Source organism: Rhizobium sp. X9 (assembly GCF_018873185.1).
GTDB classification, from domain to species: domain Bacteria; phylum Pseudomonadota; class Alphaproteobacteria; order Rhizobiales; family Rhizobiaceae; genus Agrobacterium; species Agrobacterium oryzihabitans.
Genome location: NZ_CP071311.1, coordinates 1,975,619 through 1,994,367 on the forward strand (window position 1 = coordinate 1,975,619; position 18,749 = coordinate 1,994,367).

The 18,749-nt window shown below is 58.9% G+C and carries 15 protein-coding genes and 1 tRNA gene; 8 read left to right on the forward strand and 8 right to left on the reverse strand.

Annotated elements, in window-relative coordinates; all coding sequences use genetic code 11:
• Positions 1-6 precede the first annotated feature (6 nt).
• Positions 7-1,050, forward strand: coding sequence for a zinc-dependent alcohol dehydrogenase family protein (locus JZY08_RS09730; protein WP_216331534.1), 1,044 nt, complete (start codon positions 7-9; stop codon positions 1,048-1,050).
• Positions 1,051-1,094: 44 nt separating this feature from the next.
• Here JZY08_RS09730 and JZY08_RS09735 read toward each other — a convergent pair whose 3' ends face one another.
• Complete coding sequence (locus JZY08_RS09735) at positions 1,095-1,739, reverse strand: hypothetical protein (RefSeq protein ID WP_216330025.1); 645 nt, start codon at positions 1,737-1,739, stop codon at positions 1,095-1,097.
• Between the two features lie 331 nt (positions 1,740-2,070).
• Between JZY08_RS09735 and JZY08_RS09740 the strand changes: the two genes are divergently transcribed.
• Both JZY08_RS09740 and JZY08_RS09745 read left to right on the forward strand, forming a co-directional pair.
• Entirely contained in the window at positions 2,071-2,847 is a 777-nt protein-coding gene (locus tag JZY08_RS09740; protein WP_216330026.1) for an AAA family ATPase, read from the forward strand.
• A 78-nt stretch (positions 2,848-2,925) separates the two neighbouring features.
• Positions 2,926-4,257, forward strand: coding sequence for an MFS transporter (locus tag JZY08_RS09745; protein ID WP_216330027.1), 1,332 nt, complete (start codon positions 2,926-2,928; stop codon positions 4,255-4,257).
• Positions 4,258-4,328: 71 nt separating this feature from the next.
• On the opposite strand, the gene metH is transcribed toward JZY08_RS09745, so the two are convergent.
• Positions 4,329-8,102, reverse strand: a complete 3,774-nt coding sequence (gene metH / locus JZY08_RS09750; protein WP_216330028.1) for a methionine synthase — start codon at positions 8,100-8,102, stop codon at positions 4,329-4,331.
• A gap of 179 nt (positions 8,103-8,281) precedes the next feature.
• Between metH and JZY08_RS09755 the strand changes: the two genes are divergently transcribed.
• Positions 8,282-9,541, forward strand: a complete 1,260-nt coding sequence (locus tag JZY08_RS09755) for an AGE family epimerase/isomerase (RefSeq protein WP_003494780.1) — start codon at positions 8,282-8,284, stop codon at positions 9,539-9,541.
• A 155-nt stretch (positions 9,542-9,696) separates the two neighbouring features.
• Here JZY08_RS09755 and JZY08_RS09760 read toward each other — a convergent pair whose 3' ends face one another.
• Positions 9,697-10,257, reverse strand: a complete 561-nt coding sequence (locus tag JZY08_RS09760) for a dual specificity protein phosphatase family protein (protein WP_003494778.1) — start codon at positions 10,255-10,257, stop codon at positions 9,697-9,699.
• A gap of 212 nt (positions 10,258-10,469) precedes the next feature.
• The gene (locus tag JZY08_RS09765; protein ID WP_137037992.1) at positions 10,470-10,922 is read right to left on the reverse strand and encodes a hypothetical protein; all 453 of its coding nucleotides are present in this window, start codon (positions 10,920-10,922) and stop codon (positions 10,470-10,472) included.
• A 408-nt stretch (positions 10,923-11,330) separates the two neighbouring features.
• On the opposite strand from JZY08_RS09765, the gene JZY08_RS09770 reads away from it, so the two are divergent.
• A complete protein-coding gene (locus JZY08_RS09770) occupies positions 11,331-11,963 on the forward strand; it encodes an outer membrane protein (protein ID WP_003494775.1) in 633 nt (210 codons plus the stop codon).
• A 214-nt stretch (positions 11,964-12,177) separates the two neighbouring features.
• A complete protein-coding gene (locus JZY08_RS09775; RefSeq protein ID WP_003494773.1) occupies positions 12,178-12,549 on the forward strand; it encodes a hypothetical protein in 372 nt (123 codons plus the stop codon).
• 145 nt (positions 12,550-12,694) lie between these two features.
• Here the strand turns inward: JZY08_RS09775 and JZY08_RS09780 are convergent.
• Positions 12,695-12,770 (reverse strand) — tRNA-Ile (locus tag JZY08_RS09780).
• A gap of 181 nt (positions 12,771-12,951) precedes the next feature.
• Here JZY08_RS09780 and JZY08_RS09785 point away from each other — a divergent pair.
• Entirely contained in the window at positions 12,952-13,695 is a 744-nt protein-coding gene (locus JZY08_RS09785) for an SIMPL domain-containing protein (protein WP_003494770.1), read from the forward strand.
• A gap of 177 nt (positions 13,696-13,872) precedes the next feature.
• Here JZY08_RS09785 and JZY08_RS09790 read toward each other — a convergent pair whose 3' ends face one another.
• Entirely contained in the window at positions 13,873-14,214 is a 342-nt protein-coding gene (locus JZY08_RS09790; RefSeq protein ID WP_003494768.1) for a hypothetical protein, read from the reverse strand.
• A 128-nt stretch (positions 14,215-14,342) separates the two neighbouring features.
• A complete protein-coding gene (locus tag JZY08_RS09795) occupies positions 14,343-14,765 on the reverse strand; it encodes a secondary thiamine-phosphate synthase enzyme YjbQ (protein WP_216330029.1) in 423 nt (140 codons plus the stop codon).
• A gap of 254 nt (positions 14,766-15,019) precedes the next feature.
• Here JZY08_RS09795 and JZY08_RS09800 point away from each other — a divergent pair, with 254 nt between their 5' ends.
• Positions 15,020-17,572, forward strand: a complete 2,553-nt coding sequence (locus JZY08_RS09800) for an HWE histidine kinase domain-containing protein (RefSeq protein ID WP_216330030.1) — start codon at positions 15,020-15,022, stop codon at positions 17,570-17,572.
• Positions 17,573-17,747: 175 nt separating this feature from the next.
• On the opposite strand, the gene JZY08_RS09805 is transcribed toward JZY08_RS09800, so the two are convergent.
• Entirely contained in the window at positions 17,748-18,665 is a 918-nt protein-coding gene (locus tag JZY08_RS09805; protein WP_216330031.1) for a DUF930 domain-containing protein, read from the reverse strand.
• Positions 18,666-18,749 lie beyond the last annotated feature (84 nt).

An 18,749-nucleotide genomic window follows, 5' to 3' on the forward strand; every position in this document is an offset into this window, starting at 1 on the left:
GCCATGATGCGCGCGCTTTTTTACGAACTGTTCGGCGAGCCCCCTATTGTCGCATCCCTGCCCGATCCGGAACCGACCGATGGCGGCGTGGTCATCGAAGTAAAGGCAACCGGCCTCTGCCGGAGCGACTGGCACGGCTGGATGGGGCATGACACGGATATTCGCCTTCCGCATGTTCCCGGCCACGAATTTGCCGGCGTCATCGCCGCAGTCGGCAAAAACGTCACCCGCTTCAAGACCGGCGACCGCGTTACCGTGCCCTTCGTTTCCGGCTGCGGCCATTGCCATGAATGCCGCTCCGGCAACCAGCAGGTCTGTGAAACGCAATTCCAGCCCGGCTTCACCCATTGGGGTTCCTTCGCCGAATATGTCGCCATCGACTATGCCGATCAAAACCTCGTGCATCTGCCTGATACGATGAGCTATGCCACCGCCGCCGGTCTCGGCTGCCGTTTCGCCACCTCCTTTCGCGCCGTCACCGATCAGGGCCGCCTGAAGGGCGGCGAATGGCTGGCGGTGCACGGCTGCGGCGGTGTGGGTCTCTCCGCCATCATGATCGGCGCAGGCCTTGGCGCGCAGGTCGTCGCCATCGACATTGCCGAAGACAAGCTCAAACTTGCGCGGCAGCTCGGCGCGACCGCCACCATCAACAGCCGCTCCGTTGCCGATGTTGCCGAGGCGGTACGCGACGTGACGGGTGGCGGCGCGCATGTCTCGATTGATGCGCTCGGTCACCCGCAGACCTGCTGCAACTCCATCAGCAACCTGCGCCGGCGCGGCCGCCATGTGCAGGTGGGGCTGATGCTGGCCGATCACGCCATGCCCGCCATCCCCATGGCTAGGGTGATTGCCCACGAACTGGAGATTTACGGCAGCCACGGCATGCAGGCATGGCGCTACGAAGACATGCTGGCGATGATCGAAAGCGGCAAGCTTGCGCCTGAAAAACTGATCGGCCGCCACATCTCCCTGACAGAAGCCGCCACCGCCCTGCCCGCCATGAACAGCTTCCAGGAAAGTGGCATCAGCATTATTGATCGGTTCGAATAGTGCAGGCTCCTGATACCGTTTGAGGTTTAGGGATTGCGCACCGCTCAGGCGCTCCTGCGTCCGAATGTCCGGACCGGAGTGGTTCCGAGGGCAGACGCATGGGCCGGCGATGCCGCCGGGATACGCGCCGCGTGATCCGTCTGGCTATCGCTCCATTGACGGTTTATCAGCTGTTTCTTGCGGACCTCCAGCGGGTCGGGGGTGTCCTCCTCCTCCTGCCGCTTACTTCCCGCAACTGCGGAGGTCGTCGCCAATCGCGAAATCCATCGCACTAGCTGCATGCCCTTGTGAACAAGCACAAAGATACCAACAATTGCGACCGCTATGATAATCACGAGGTTCCAGGGCGCGTCGCTGTCCCTCGCCGCCCGCTCCATGCGGTCTTTTGTCGTCGGATCAAAACCAAGCGTCGCCTTCAGCCTGGCGATATCCGCATCGCTGAGCCTGCTGTACCGCTCGCCACGATACAGCACGTAACCGCTCCTATCCCCGCTGTTGAGATAGCCAATGTCGAATGCTTCCCCGTCGCGAAGAAAAGGCGTGTTATCCGGCAGATCATAAACGAGATCGATTGTCTCGCCGCCGCCGAATCCGGGGATGGCAAAAAACCGAGACTTCCGCGCCTCAGCTTCGCTCACGAATATCGCGGAAAATAGAAACCCAACCGAAAAAAGCGCAATATGCTTCATTCACTCTCTCCAACAACAACGAGAATGATAACAACTGGCATTACTGAATTAATTTGAAGTTTATACTTACTTTAACATCTTAAATTTGAGATATATATTGCATATATCTAATATTGTTCGATTTATTACAATAATTAACTGCGCTAATTTATAATAAAATGAACTTCGAACGATGCGGCATGACGTATCTCCGCCGACGCTGCAAACCATTGGCGCGAACAGCGCCCCACGTTAAACCGCAATCACACGCAATTGCTTTGAGCATAGCACCGCGATGATGCGACAGAGCGCAACGTCGGCGAACATGACGGATTAGATAAAGGAACGCGACATGCTGTTTCTCGATAGCGTAACCATGAAAGAAACCCCGGATGGAGGGGATGGATATCCCTTCTCCGTTCCGGCGCTGCGCCATCTGGAACGCCTCGAATTCAAGACGCCTATCACCTTTTTTGCCGGCAATAACGGCTCTGGCAAATCGACGCTGCTGGAAGGGCTGGCAGCGGGAATGACGGCCTATGCCATCGGCAATCACGGCCAGGTTGCCGGCGACCTTTACCTTCAGCATGCCGAGACCGTGGCGAAGTCCTTCTATTTCGCCCGCAAGAAATATCCGAAAATCCGCATGTTCATGCGCGCGGAAGACGTGCTTGGTTATATACGCCGGCAGAACGAGGACGCGCTGGACGATTTTCGCTGGGAGCGGGAAAAGGCGCTCAAGAAGGGCGAAGACTTTCCGGAAGAAACCCCGGATACGTTTCGCAGGATCGTCAGGAACAATGTCATCGACCGGCGTTCGCATGGCGAAGGATTTCTCGATATCATGCAACAGCGGCTGCATGGCGCCGGCCTCTATTTTCTCGACGAACCGGAAAGCCCGCTTTCGCCGCAAAAGCAGCTCGAACTGGCAGCCCTTATCCGCGACGCCGCCGATAGCGGTGGGCAATTGATCATCGCTACCCATTCGCCGGTGCTTTTGGCCATTCCCGAGGCGACCATCTATCATTTCGACGCAGACGGCATCACCGAGCGCCTCTATGACGAGCTGGAAAACATCAGTTTCCTGCGCCGCTTTCTTGATCGTCCCTCGAAATACCTGAGCGATTGAGCGTCGATAAGGCTTGAAATCGCGCCGCGCTTGCCGCATGCCCATAAGTAATACGTAATTTAGAAAAGAAGCAGCCTCATGTCTCCCACCACCACACCGGCGGCAGCCCGGCCCCTCAACGGTCAGGATTACAGAACTCTTGGCCTTTCGGCCCTCGGCGGCGCGCTGGAATTTTACGATTTCATCATTTTCGTGTTTTTCGCCACCGTCATCGGCCATCTGTTCTTCCCGCCGGAAATGCCCGACTGGCTGGTGATGATCCAGACCTTCGGCATCTTCGCCGCCGGTTATCTGGTGCGGCCGCTCGGCGGCATCATTCTTGCGCATTATGGCGACCGCTATGGCCGCAAGCGCGTCTTTGCCTTCTCGATTTTGCTGATGGCGCTATCGACCCTCGGCATGGCGCTGATGCCGACCTATGCCATGATCGGCGTGGCGGCACCCATCCTGCTCATCATCCTGCGTATGCTGCAGGGCGCGGCCATCGGCGGCGAAGTGCCGGGGGCCTGGACCTTCGTTGCAGAGCACGTGCCCTTTCGCCGCGTCGGGCTCGCCTGCGGTTTTCTGACGTCGGGCCTCTCCTTCGGCATCATGCTCGGCTCGCTGATCGCTTTCGCCATCAATTCCCTCTTCTCGGCAGAAGATGTGGCGGCCTATGCATGGCGCATTCCCTTCCTGCTCGGCGGCATCTTCGGCCTGATCGCCGTCTATCTGCGCCGGTGGCTGGAAGAAACACCTGTTTTCACCGAGATGAAGAAATCGAAGTCGCTGACGGACAAGCTGCCGCTCGGTCTCGTCCTGAAGCACCATATGCGCGGCGTGGTCATTTCCGCCCTGCTGACCTGGGTTCTGTCGGCGGCCATCGTCGTCACGACGCTGATGACGGCCACCTTCCTGCAGAAGCTCTACGGTTATACCCCGACACAGGCGCTGGCCGGCACCAGCTTCGGCACGCTGTTCCTGATCTTCGGCGTCATCATCGCCGGCGCATTGATCGATCGTGTCGGCTCCGGCATCTTCTTCATGGCCGCCAGCATCTTCTTCGGCATCGCCACCTTTACCTTCTACAGCTATGCCGGCGAATCGCTCGAGACCATGTTCGTGCTTTATGGCGTCATGGGCCTGTCCGTGGGCATGGCGGGTGCGGTGCCCTATGTCATGGTGCGCGCCTTCCCGGCATCGGTCCGCTTCTCGGGCCTCTCCTTCGCCTACAACGTCTCCTATGCCATCTTCGGCGGGCTGACGCCGATTGCGGTGACGACGGCGCTCGCGGTCAATCCGATGGCGCATGCATGGTATCTGGTGTTCATCGCCGTCCTCGCCTTTTGCATCGGCCTCTATCTCTATCTGCGCGGCAGCGAGATCGAAAGTCACGTCGGCATCGAAGAACTGGCGGCCTTGAGGTCGTAAGCCCAACGACGAAATAAAAAAAGCGCGGGCAAGACCCGCGCTTTTTTATTGCAACAACGGTGGCCGGAGCATCACGCCGCGCTGTCTATTTCCTCGGCGCCATTCGTCGGCACATAGTTCAGCACCGGCCCAAGCCAGCGCTCCACCTCTTCCACCGGCATGTCCTTGCGCCGCGCATAATCGAGAACCTGATCGCGCTCCACCTTGGCGACACCGAAATAATAACTCTCGGGATGGCCGATATAGAGGCCGGAGACGGAGGAGCCCGGCCACATGGCGTAGCTCTCCGTCAGTTCCACGCCCGCCGCATTGGTGGCGTCAAGCAGGGAGAACAGGGTTTTCTTTTCAGTGTGATCGGGCTGCGCCGGATAGCCAGGCGCAGGGCGGATACCGGCATAGGCCTCGCCAATCAGCTCTTCGCCGGCAAGAGACTCTTCAGGCGCATAGCCCCAGAATTCCTTGCGCACCCGCTCATGCATGCGCTCGGCAAAGGCTTCCGCGAAACGGTCGGCCAGCGCTTTCACGAGAATGGACGAGTAGTCGTCATTGGCCCGCTCGAAGCGCTCGGCAATCGCCACCTCCTCGATGCCCGCCGTCACGACAAAGCCACCGACATAATCGGCAACGCCGCTATCGACCGGCGCCACGAAATCGGAAAGCGCCACATTTGGGCGTCCATCGCGCTTGGAAAGCTGTTGGCGAAGCGTGAAGAAGGTCGCCAGTTCTTCGCGGCGGCTCTCATCCGTAAACAGCCGGATATCATCGCCCACCGCATTGGCAGGCCAGAAGCCGATCACCGCACGCGGCCGGAACCACTTTTCCTCGATGATCTTCTTCAGCATCGCCTGCGCGTCGCTGTAAAGCTGCCGCGCGGCCTCGCCCTGTTTCTCGTCTTCGAGGATCGCCGGATAGCGGCCCTTCAGCTCCCAGGTCTGGAAGAACGGCGTCCAGTCGATGTAACGGGACAGCTCCTCAAGGTCATAGGTCTCGAAAACCCTGGTGCCGAAGAATTGCGGCTTGACGACGCTATAGCTCGACCAGTCGATCTTGTGCGCATTCTCACGGGCACGGGAAAGCGGCAGGCGCTGCTTTTCGCGCTCGTTGCGGGCATGGGCTTCCGCTACCTTGGCATATTCGCTGCGAATACCATCGATATAAGCGGGCTTCTGCTCGGCGGAGAGAAGTGCTGAGACGACGCCCACCGCGCGCGAGGCATCGGTGACATAGATCGCCTGCCCCTGCTCGTAACGCGGATGGATTTTCACCGCCGTATGCACACGGCTCGTCGTTGCGCCGCCGATCAGCAGCGGAATGTTGAAACCCTGCCGCTCCATTTCCGCCGCCACATGCACCATCTCGTCAAGCGAAGGCGTGATGAGACCGGAAAGACCGATAACATCGACCTTTTCAGCAATCGCCGTTTCAAGGATTTTCGTCGTCGGCACCATCACGCCGAGATCGATGATCTCGTAATTGTTGCAGGCGAGAACGACACCGACGATGTTCTTGCCGATATCGTGCACGTCACCCTTTACGGTCGCCATCAGCACCTTGCCGGCGGCACTGCGCTCGGAGCCACCATTCAGGCGCTTTTCCTCTTCCATGTAAGGAAGCAGCACGGCAACCGCCTGCTTCATCACACGTGCGGATTTCACCACCTGCGGCAGGAACATCTTGCCCGAGCCGAACAGGTCGCCAACCACGTTCATGCCCGCCATCAGCGGCCCTTCGATAACGTGCAGCGGACGGGCGGCCTTCTGGCGCGCCTCTTCCGTATCGGCGTCGATGAATTCGGTAATGCCGTTGACCAGTGCATGCTCCAGCCGCTTTTCAACGGAAAACTCGCGCCAGGAGAGATCCTGCACCTTCGCCTGTTTTTCACCCGTTCCACGGAAACGCTCGGCCACCTCAAGCAGCCGCTCCGTCGCATCGTCACGGCGGTTCAGCACCACGTCTTCGCAGGCCTCGCGCAGTTCGGCATCGATGTTGTCGTAAACGGCAAGCTGCCCGGCATTAACGATGCCCATATCCATGCCGACCTGAATGGCATGGTAGAGGAACACGGCATGCATCGCCTCACGCACCGGCTCATTGCCGCGGAAGGAGAAGGACAGGTTGGAAACGCCGCCGGAAATATGCGTCAGCGGCATGGTTTCGCGGATGGTCTTGGTGGCTTCGATGAAGTCCACCCCGTAATTATTGTGCTCCTCGATACCCGTCGCCACCGCAAACACGTTCGGGTCGAAGATGATGTCTTCCGGCGAGAGGCCTGCCTTTTCGGTCAAAAGCTTGTAGGCGCGCGAGCAGATCTCCACCTTGCGCTGATAGGTGTCCGCCTGTCCGACCTCGTCAAAGGCCATGACCACGACCGCCGCACCGTAATTGTGGACGAGCCGCGCCTGTTGGAGAAACTTCTCCTCGCCTTCCTTCAGCGAAATCGAATTGACGATCGACTTGCCCTGAACGCATTTCAGACCGGCTTCGATGATCTCGAACTTGGATGAGTCGATCATCACAGGCACGCGGGCAATATCCGGCTCGGCGGCGATGAGGTTCAGGAACTCGACCATCGCCTTTTGCGAATCGATCAGGCCCTCATCCATGTTGATGTCGATAATCTGCGCGCCGTTTTCCACCTGATCGCGGGCAACAGCCAGCGCCGCCGTGTAATCGCCGGCGGTGATGAGCTTGCGGAAGCGGGCCGAGCCGGTGACGTTGGTACGTTCGCCCACGTTGACGAAGGGAATGTCCTTGGTCAGCACGAAAGGCTCGAGGCCCGAAAGCGACATGAAGGGCTTGTGCTCGGGAATTTCGCGCGGCTTGTAGCCTTTGACAGCCTCCGCAATCGCCCGGATATGCTCCGGCGTGGAGCCGCAGCAGCCACCGACGATGTTGACGAGCCCATCGCGGACAAAACCCTGCACCTGACGCGCCATCATCTCCGGCGTTTCGTCATATTGGCCGAATTCATTCGGCAGGCCGGCATTCGGATAGGCGCAGACGAAGGTATCAGCCACGTCAGACAGTTCCTGAAGATGCGGACGCATGGCGTCGGCACCCAGCGCGCAGTTCAGGCCGATGGTGAAGGGATTGGCGTGGCGCACCGAGTTCCAGAAAGCAGACGGCGTCTGGCCGGAAAGCGTGCGGCCGGAAAGATCGGTAATCGTGCCCGAGATCATCACCGGCAGGCGGATGCCCTTGGCCTCGAAACGCTCCTCGCAGGCGAAGATCGCCGCCTTGGCGTTCAGCGTATCGAAGATCGTCTCGATCAGGATGATATCGGCGCCGCCGTCGATCAGGCCGTCGATCTGCTCGCCATAAGCGATACGCAGATCGTCAAAGGTGACGGCTCGATAACCGGGATTGTTGACGTCAGGCGAAATGGAGGCCGTGCGATTGGTCGGGCCGATGGCGCCCGCCACGAAACGGCGGCGGCCATCTTCCCGCTCGGCGCGCTGGGCCGCCCGGCGAACAATCGCCGCGCCCTCGCGGTTGAGGTCGTAGACGGCATTCTCCATCTCGTAATCGGCCTGCGCGATACGCGTCGACGAAAACGTGTTGGTTTCGAGAATATCCGCACCCGCCATAGCGTAGCGGTAATGGATATCCTCGATAGCGTCCGGCTGGGTCAGGATCAGAAGGTCGTTATTGCCCTTCTGGTGACAGGCGCAGCCGATAAAACGATCGCCACGAAAATGGTCTTCGTCAAAACCGAGACCCTGGATCTGCGTGCCCATGGCACCGTCGAGAATGAGGATGCGTTCGCTCGCGGCATCGCGCAGCGCCTTGAAAATTTCCGCGCCGTCGCGCTTTGCCCCTTCGGGACCAAACAGATCGTCAAACACGGGCACACTCCTCATTTCGATTTGCAAGATCGCAAACCGTCAAGTCACATAAAGATATGTTTATGTCAATATATCTTCAAGGGACAGACATGGCTTTGCGTCGTTGCGGCAGACTACGAAATTTCACTGACAGATGACAGGTTTATACGGCAAGGATATAAGCCGAAGCAGCAAACCGTATGGAGGACGAAATGCCCGAGGACGACCATAACAACCGGAACTGGAATGCCCTGCCGTGGCATCGCCAATGGCTGGTCAAACAGGCCGAGGGCCTTTTCGATTTCTTCCAGTACCGCGCCGTTAATGCCGCCGGCGGCTTCTTCGATCTCGACGCCAGGGGCGCACCGTTGCAGAGAAAAGATCCCGTGCGCGGCATCCACGCCTCGGCGCGCATGGTGCACTGCTTCTCCATCGGCCACCTGCTCGGCCGGCCCGGCTGCGGCGATATTGTCGACCATGGCATGACCTATCTCTGGAACAAACATCGCGACAGCGAGCACGGCGGCTATTTCTGGCAGGTCAATGATGGCGGCCCGTTCGATTCCACCAAGCAGGGTTACGGCCACGCCTTCGTGCTTCTGGCCGCCTCTTCCGCCAAGACCGTCGGCCACCCCCTTGCCGACAAGATGCTGGCCGACATTACCGAGGTGCTCGAAACCCGTTTCTGGGAAGAAAAACACGGCGCGATTGCCGAGGAATTCAATCGCGACTGGTCGCCCATCGACAATTATCGCGGCCAGAACTCCAACATGCACCTGACAGAGGCGCTGATGGCCGCCTATGAGGCGACGGGCGACAGCAATTATCTGACCAAGGCCGAACGCATCGCCGACCTCGTCATCCGCCGCCGCGCCGGTGAGTTGGATTTCCGCGTGCCGGAGCACTTCGACGAAAACTGGACGCTCGACAAGGACTATCGCGGCAACGAAATGTTCCGCCCCTCCGGCTCCACCCCCGGCCACTGGCTGGAATGGGCGCGTCTCATCCTGCAATTATGGATGCTGGGTGAACGTCGCCACGACTGGATGCCGGTGGCGGCCAAATCGCTCTTCGTGCAATCAATGACGCTCGGCTGGGACCGGGAAAAGGGCGGCTTCTTTTACACGCTCGACTGGAACGACAATCCGGACAAGACGGCAAAGCTCTGGTGGCCCATGTGCGAGGCGGCGGGTGCAGCCCACTTCCTCAACGAAAACCTGCCGGCGGACGAATTCTACGAAGACAGCTACCGCCGTATCTGGAGCACGATCGCCAACAACTTCATCGATCACGACAATGGCGGGTGGCATGAGGAACTGACGGAAGATCTGGTTCCCGCCCATACGCTGTTCCCCGGCAAGGGCGATATCTACCACGCGCTTCAGGCGTGCCTTATCCCGCTTTTCCCGGCAACGGGAAGTCTGACGAAGGTGATCAAGGAAAGTGGCGGGGCTTATTGAAGCGCCTGACGCCTCCGTCATGCCGGACTTGATCCGGCATCCAGCCACGGCGCGTCTGCGCCGTGAAAAAAAGCCTTACGTGATCAAAGACTTGATCACGCTGGACCCCGGATCAAGTCCAGGGTGACGGGGTAAGCAGGCGTATCGCAAAACCCTCAAAAACCGATGGTTTCCTCGAAATCGTCCCACGACTGGTACATTTCATAACGCCCGATGCCGGGGATCGGCACATGCCCGTAATAGGGCGAAAGCTGAAACTCGGCGGCGGCCTCGCTCTTTCCGGCAACGGCACCCACATAGATCGCCGACGCAAGTCCGGTGCGGTTGGCGCCGTGTTCGCAGTGAATGAGGATCGGCTTTTCCGCGTTGCGCAGCACGGCCGCCAGCGTTTCGGAATCTTCCACCGAGACCTTTTCGCTTGAACTCAGCGGATAATCCACCAGCCGGATGCCGTTATTCTTTGCCGCCTGGCTTTCAGCGTCATACCAGCCTTCGCGTTTCTCATCGCGCAGATTGATGATGGTCTTGATGCCATAGGCCTTGGCATAGGCCGTGATGTCCTTGCCGCTCGGCTGAGCCGAACGGTAGAGCTCACCGGGTATGACTTCGTGAAAATTTCCGGTCAGCTGACCGATGCCCATATGCGCGCCGGCCAGAACCGGCAGGGCGACAAGGCCGATGGCCGTGATTTTCAAAAACTTCAGAACAATACGCAAAACGTCAACCCGCGATATTCATCGGACGGGGTGGCAGATGGCATCGCAAACGGGCGAAAACAAGTCAGGCAGCGGCCACCACCGCCCTGATGCGGCAGACGGGAGACCCGCCTGCCGCATGAAACCTTTGCATTGCAGGGCTTATCAGAAAGGTGCGCGATAGCGCGGAAATTCTCAAAATACCGTGATGGCCGGACGCCGGGTGGCCCCGCTCAGTCGAACTCGGCGGAAATGACGGTGACGCGCCATTCCAGACGTTGCGGTTCCACCCTTTCATTGTTGCGCAGCCGGAATGCACGGCATGCGGCAAATGTTTCGCCAGCCTCGATCCGCCTTTCGCTTACCTGATAGGGATCGAAGGCGACGGAAGCGCGGAAGGCCGGTTCGAACCCTTCCAGCGTGTAAGTCAGGCGCTGCACGGCGACATCATTGTCATTGCGAAAGCTGACGCGAATGGGCAACGCCGCATCCGGGCAAGCCGCATCGAAACTGGCTGTTGCAACGACATGATCGAGCCGCTGGCTGCCGCGCCACCAGTCATAAATGACGAAAGCGGCCGTGGTCGCCCAGATCAGCAGCAGGCAGATGACGACGGGTTTGAGATGCCGCGGAAATGCGATGAGAGTAAGAAGAAGAATGGCACTGAGAACGGCTCCGACGATCACGTCGTCCCTCCCCGGTAAAAACTAACCCTCATGCGATCCTGTCCTCCCTTGCGCGTCTGCCCGGCAAAATGCCGTTTCGGGTACGGCGCAATTGCCGCGCCGAAGCAACCGCATCGCGGCAGACGTGCACAACTCTATGGTCGTGCCCCCCTCTGTCAAGACAACCAAGCGTGACACCAACTCACCACGCCGACGGATATTCGGCGAAACCGCAAAGGGAACCAAACACCGCTCAACACGTTCGCCGCATCAGAACACCATGGCGGGGCGATAAAAAACGCCGCGATCAAGGCGGGATTGGCCGGCATTCAACGAGGACAGGACACCTCTTGGAACCGCTGAACCCCAACCCATATTAAATGCACCTAATATATGCTATGAAGGTCAATCAGCTCAGGGAGAAACACAATGAAAACGCTGATCGTAACGTCACTCTTGGCCCTTTCGGCCAGCACCGCAATGGCTGCGGATGCCGTCTACGAAACGCCGGCTCCGCCGGTTGCGCAGGAAACCCTGCCGGTCTTCACCTGGTCTGGTCCCTATCTTGGTATCCAGGGCGGCGCGGGCTGGGCGAATGGCGATTTTTCGGCGGGCGGCCCCGTCGCGTCGGATAGTTTCGACGGCGGCGTTCTGGGCGCCTTTGCCGGTTACAATTACCAGTTCGACAATAATCTGGTCCTCGGTATCGAGGGCGACGTCGATTATAACTGGAACGACAATGACTATGCCGGCGTGCAGATCGGCACCGACTGGCAGGGCTCCGTTCGCGGCCGCGTTGGCTATGCCTTCGACCGTGCGCTGCTCTATGGCACAGCCGGCTGGACAGCCACGCGCGGTTTCATCGAAACGCCCGGCGCCGGCAAGGACAGCACCACGTTCAACGGCTATACGGTCGGCGCGGGTCTGGACTATGCCTTCACCGACAATGTGTTCGGCAGGCTGGAATATCGCTACAATGACTATGGCGACAAGGACATCTTCGGCGTCAACACCGATTTCGACCAGCATACCGTCAAGGTGGGTCTCGGCGTGAAATTTTGATCCCGACCAAGCAATATCATCCCCAAAAGCCCGGCCATTCGCCGGGCTTTTTCACGCCTGGAAGCTCGTATTGTTTCAGACATATTGATTTTAGCGGGACGAAAAATATGAACCCCGCAGAAATGAAACATTCACGGACCGTTCAGCAGGCCCATGCCATCATGCGGGCATAATGAGCCTCTATTCCCAAGGCAGGCTTATGGAGTAGCCCTCGATGAAAAAGATAATTCTTTCCACCATTGCCGCGCTGGTCGCCACCGGCAGCGTCTTCGCATCCTACGGCACAGCCTCGGCTCAGGACTATCCCTATCGTCCGCGCTATGACCGTGGTTACGACCGTGGCGGCCCACCCCCGCCGCCCTACCGCGAACATCGCCGCCACAATGATGGCGCAGCGATTGCCGGCGGCCTCGCCGCAGGCGTCATCGGCGGCCTGATCGGCGGCGCCATCGCCAACAGCAATAACGGCCCCCGCTACTACGAACCGCCACCACCGCCCCGCCCGCGCTGCTGGTTCGAAGACCGCCGCGTTCCCAATTCCTATGACGGCGGCTGGCACACCGAAAGCATGCGGGTCTGCAACTGACCGCATAGCTGAAAATTCGAAATGGATGATCCGATCAGTCTGAATGACTGGTCGGATTTTTTTGTGGGATGCGCGAGAGAGAAATCCCGAAGAGCACCGGCTTGCCGTGCCGAATCGGCTTAATTCACTCGAAATATGAGGAAAATGGTGGGCCCGGAGAGACTCGAACTCCCAACCAAGCGGTTATGAGCCGCCGGCTCTAACCATTGAGCTACAGGCCCTTATCGGAACAAGGTGATCCGAAATACCGGCTTCGCAATGGTTCGAATCCGGTGGGTCACGCTCTAACGTAATTTTTTGAGCCCGACAAGCCATTGATGCTATCGCGAGTGGGCGCTGCCGTATTAGCTACACAATCTAAGGCAATACCCTCTAAAGGGACACAATCAACGAGGAAACACCATGAAGACAAAACAGGCCCGCCTTTTCGCACTCACAGCTTTGGCCGCAGCAGCAATGATACCGCTCTCCGGCCAGGTGCTTGCGCAGGACGCCAACCCGCGCGAAGCCACCATCAGCGTTACCGGTGAAGGCCAGGCGGCCATCGCTCCGGATATGGCGATCCTGTCCTTCAGCGTCGTCAAGCAGGCGGAAACGGCGGCTGCGGCTCTGACTGAAAATTCCAAGGCGCTTGCCGATGTTCTGAAGGCGCTGAAAGAAGCGGCCATCGAAGATCGGGACCTGCAGACCAGCAATTTCTCCGTGCAGCCGCTTTACAAGCATTATGAGCCCAAGGACGGTGTCTATGTCGCGCCTGAGATCACCGGCTACCAGGTTTCCAACGGCCTGACCGTGCGCGTGCGCGACCTGAAGAAGCTCGGCACGATCCTCGATACATCCGTCAAGCTCGGAATCAACCAGGGCGGCGATATCAGCTTCACCAATGACAAGCCGGAAGCAACCGTCACCGAAGCCCGCAAGCAGGCCGTGGCCGATGCGCTGGCCAAGGCGAAAACGCTGACGGAAGCAGCAGGCGTGAAGCTTGGCCGCGTCATCCAGATCAGCGAGAACATGCAGCGCCCGATGCCGGTGCCGCAGGGCATGATGCGCGCCGCAATGGCGAAGGAAGCCGACAGCGTTCCAATCGCTTCGGGCGAGAACAGCTACAGCGTGGTCGTTAACGTCACCTTCGCGCTCGGCGAATAAATCGCAGCGGGCGGCGGCATTACCCGTCGCCCGCCATTTGCCGCCAAGGTGGCGTAAAGCTGCCGTGGGCAATGCACAAAAAGAAACGCCCCTCGCCTGTCCTTCCGGACGAGCGAGGGGCATTTTTTTGATCCGCCCGAAGGGCGGGGGATTTCGGCGGATCAATATCGGCCGTTTTTAGCGGCGGATTACCGGGCAGCCGCGCTCATTGGCGAAAACGATGCGGTCACGGCCGTGACGGTCGAAACCCGCTACCACGACACGGCGCGGCGATACGTCAACCACGCGCGCACGGCGAAGACCCATGCGGCTTGCCTTTTCTTCCGCAAACCGCGGCGAGCAACCGAAACGCGGGCGATCCGGGCGTCCCCAGCCGGGACGGTGGCCGTGGCCATATCCATCCTGAACCTGAACTCTGAACTGAACATCCGAGCCGGCTGATGCGGCGGGAGCCGTGACCGAAATTCCACCAAGGGCGATGAGGGCAGCCAGGCCGGCTTTTGCAAAGGTGCTGAACATGAACTCACTCCGTTTGTTTCTGCGTCGGCAGGGAACGTCCCCCGGCGATTGATGAGACCCTAGACCCGCCCGCCTGAACACGGACCGAACCGCATATTCAGCATACGTTCATGGATGTTAACGGGAAATCAGGCGGAGATATGCAGCACGATTTCACGACGATGCGGCTGGTCGCGGTGTTCGAAAAGATAAAGACCCTGCCAGGTACCGAGTGTGAGCCTGCCCTCGCTGATCGGCACGCCGATGGAAACCGCCGTGAGCGCCGATTTAATATGGGCGGGCATATCGTCGGGACCCTCAAGCGTATGGATCACCCAGCGCATGGAGGCATCATCCGATGGCGGCACGAGGCGGGAGAAAAACATTGTGAGATCGCGCCTTACATCCGGATCGGCATTTTCCTGGATAAGCAGGGAGCAGGATGTGTGGCGGACAAAGATGGTGAGCAAGCCTTCATCCATACCGGTGTCCCTTACGAAACGACTGGCTTCGGCTGTAAATTCGTAGAGGCCCTGCCCTTGCGTGGCGATGGTCATTTTCTTCTGCGGCACATTTTTTCCTTCAAATAATTTGGAACAAAATCGTCACTGAGAACGTTGTGCCATGTCAAATTGTGTCCGATGACGATAGGAATACGACAATCAAATGACTGCGGCCTATAACAGCAGAACGGAAAACCGACGTCACGGTTGCAAGAAACGGGGAAGGGTTGGCAATATCATAATGAATTATTCAGGCTTGTTCATCTTTCCGCGGACACGAAATATCCATCGCAAGACAGGCACAGGGTGCGAAAGACTGATTCATGGCACCCACTGACTATAATGTCGACCTGACGAATTGCGACCGCGAACCCATTCATATTCCAGGCTATATCCAGCCGCATGGCTGTCTGATCGCGTGTGATAACGCCTTGCGCATGATCGTGCGGCATTCGGAAAACTGCCTCGATCTTTTAGGCTTCGATGGCGATATCAACGGCAAGACCGCCGAAGAGGTGCTCGGCAAAGACGTCGTCCATGATCTTCGCAACGCCCTCACGGTGACAGGCAGGACCACGCGTCCCGCCATGTTGCCGAACATGGAAATGCGCGATGGGCGCAATTTTGATATTTCCCTCCACCGCTACAAATCCACCACGATCATCGAATTCGAACCATCCCGCAGCGAGACGCAACCGCTCGGCACGGCACGCAAAATGGTGGACCGCATCCGCGAGGCGGACAGCGTCGAAAGCCTGATTTCGAGAACGACCCGGCTGATAAAGGCAACCTTAGGTTACGACCGGGTGATGATCTACCGTTTCGAGGAAGACGGCGCCGGCAAGGTGGTGTCGGAGGCGAAGCAGCCGGAACTGGAAAGCTTTCTCGGGCAATATTTTCCCGCCAGCGACATACCGCAGCAGGCCCGCGCGCTCTATCTCAAGAATACGCTGCGCATCATCTCAGACGCCAGCGGGGCCCGGGTTCCGGTGTTGCCCGCCCTCGATGCATCCGGTGAACCGCTCGATCTGTCCTTCGCGCATCTGCGCAGCGTCTCGCCCATCCATTGCGAATATCTGCGCAATATGGGCGTGGGCGCCTCCATGTCGATTTCGGTGATTGTCGATGGAGCGCTCTGGGGCCTCATCGCCTGCCACCACTATTCACCGCGCGTTCTGACAATGCCGGTCAGGATCGCCGCCGAAATGTTTGGAGAGTTCTTCTCCATGCATTTGCAGGTGCTGAAACAGAAACGCAGGCTCGATACGGTTAACCAGGCTCATGCCGCGCTGGACCGTTTTCTGCGGCTTGCCGCGCATCATTCCCACATAGAAGAACTGCTCGTCGACAGTTTCCAGGACTTTGCCGATCTGATGCCGTGCGACGGTGTTGGGCTCTGGGTTGGCAACAATTGGCACAGCCACGGCGCGACGCCCCCGCATGAGGCAATTCCAAGACTGGCGCGCTTTGTCGCCTCGGCTTCGGAAGGAAAGGTCTGGGCCACCCATGCGCTGTCGCAAGCCATTCCTGAAGCGGAAATCTATGCGGATACCGCGGCCGGAATGCTCGCCATTCCGCTATCGCAGGTGAAGAACGACTATCTCCTGTTTTTCCGCAAGGAGATCGTGCAAAATCTGAACTGGGCCGGAAATCCGGAAAAATCATATGAGACCGGACCGATGGGCGATCGTCTCACCCCGCGCAAGAGTTTTGCGATCTGGAAGGAAACCGTTCGCCTGCAGGCGCAGCCATGGTCGGAAGCGGACCGGGAAATAGCCGAAGCGGCGAGAATTGCGCTCGTCGAGGTCGCGTTCCATCATAGCGAGCTGATGGCCGGCGAAAGGGAGCGTGCGGAAGTACGCCAGCGCATGCTGAACGAGGAACTCAACCACCGCGTCAAGAATGTTCTCGCCATCATCAAGTCGCTGGTCGGCAATCCCTCGCAGGAAGGCAAGACCCTGCAGGAGTATGTCGGTGCGCTGAAGGGCCGCATTCAGGCATTGTCCTTTGCCCATGACCAGATCATTCGCGGTGAAGGCGGCGGCTCGCTGCGCGATCTGCTGGATGCCGAACTGTCGCCGCATCGTTCGCCCGAAACCGTGGTGAAGCTTGCCGGACCGCAGGTAACGCTCGATTCGCGCGCATTTTCCGTCATGGCTCTGGTCCTGCATGAGCTGGCGACGAATGCGGCCAAATACGGCGCGCTGGCGCAGACCGGCGGACAATTGCATGTGCACTGGGAAATCAACGAGAACCGCGACTGCACCATGCAATGGCGCGAAATTCTGCCCACCAAACTCCCGACACCGTCGCGCGCCGGTTTCGGCACCGCACTCATCAGCCGCAGCATCCCTTACGATCTCGGCGGGCGCAGCACGATGCGATATCTGCCGGATGGGCTGGAGGCGGAAATTCTCCTGCCATCCCGCCACGTTTCGGCAACGATGACAGCCTCCGACGCGAAAACCGAGGATGAAACCGCGCCGCAGCCCAGACGCTACAACCGGGAGGAAAGTTTGAAAATATTACTTGTCGAAGACCAGATGCTGATCGCCATGGATGTCGAGAACATGCTGGAAGACAACGGCATCAAGACGATCGAAACGGCAACCTCCTCCGCCATGGCCATTGAAAAACTGAAGAACTACGTGCCGGATGTGGCCATCCTCGACATCAATCTCGGTTCCGACACCTCCATTCCCGTTGCCCGCGAGCTCCACCGCCGCGGCATCCCCTTCCTCTTCGCCACCGGTTATGCGGATGGCAGCATGGTGCCGGATGAATTCGGCAACGTGCCGGTTATCAGGAAGCCCTATGATGAGGATGCGCTGATGGCGGGCATTGGGTTGCTGGTGGGCGATACGGAGCGGGTATAAAGGCGCGCGGGCGTCGGTAACTTTCGCCGAACGCCTCCCCGCACTCGACGTCATCCTCGGGCTTGACCCGAGGATCCATCTTGCGCCGGGTTGTGGATCCTCGGGTCTAGCCCGAGGATGACAATGGAGAGGTTGGACGACTTCATCGATGGCTTGGACGAATTGAGAACCACCCTCACTGAAATCTCGTGAAGCCGCGCTTTTTTGCATCTTCAGGCGATATGGCGTTGCCGATTTTAAACCGGAATTCCGTCACCGTATAATTTTCCAGATCGACCTCACACTGGAACGAGACGTCATGCCAGCCATTGCCCGTATTGAACGCGCCGCCGGACGCATCGATCGAATTTCCCGAAATCCTGCCCCCCGTGTCCGAATAGGGAATCATCCCTCTGGCGGCAAAGCCCGCCCCCTGAATTTGGGCCAGGGCTTCCGTGCTGCAAAGCTGAACGATGCGGCGACGCGGCGGCAGATCACCAAACATCTGCCGTCTCTGTGCCGGTGAAAGAACCGTTGAGGACAGGAGATTTTTAGCGGCCGGAAGTTTCGCAGGTTTTTCCTCCGCCGCTTCTGCAGGTTTTTCCTCAGTCGGCTTCGCCTGCGGCACGGGCGCCCGATCTGAATCAGTCTCCTCCTTGACCGGTGAGACCGCTATTTCCCCCTGCTCGGCGGAAGCCTGAAGGTCGCTATTGGCGGCAGCCGGCGCTGGCTTCTCCTCGGCCGTTTTTTCAGGCTGACTTTCGGGTTGCTCGGAGGGCTCCGTCTTTTCCGCTTCCTCCACCTTGCCCGGCTTATCCTCGGGGTCGGCCTGCGTCTGCTCAGGCCTCATGGCGATAGCGGGCAGCGTCGCCGGCATGGGCGGCAAAGGTTTCGCCTCCTCTGCCGGAGGAGCGGGCGGTGGTGGCGGAGGTTGTGGCTTTTCCTCTTTCGCTTTCTCTGCGCCCGGCGGAGATTGCTCCGCTTTCTTCTCCTCGGGCGGCGGCACCAGATCGACGCTGATGCTTTCCGGCTCCTGCGGCTCGGCTATCCGCTCGGGCAGTTCGAAAAGGAAAATCGCAACAACGGCAAGATGCAGCAGCACGGAGACGGGCACTGCCCATCCTTTCCCACGCCATCTACTTACAGACACCTGTTGCATCTCATCGAACCAAATCGAACCGGAGCATTTCCGATAAAA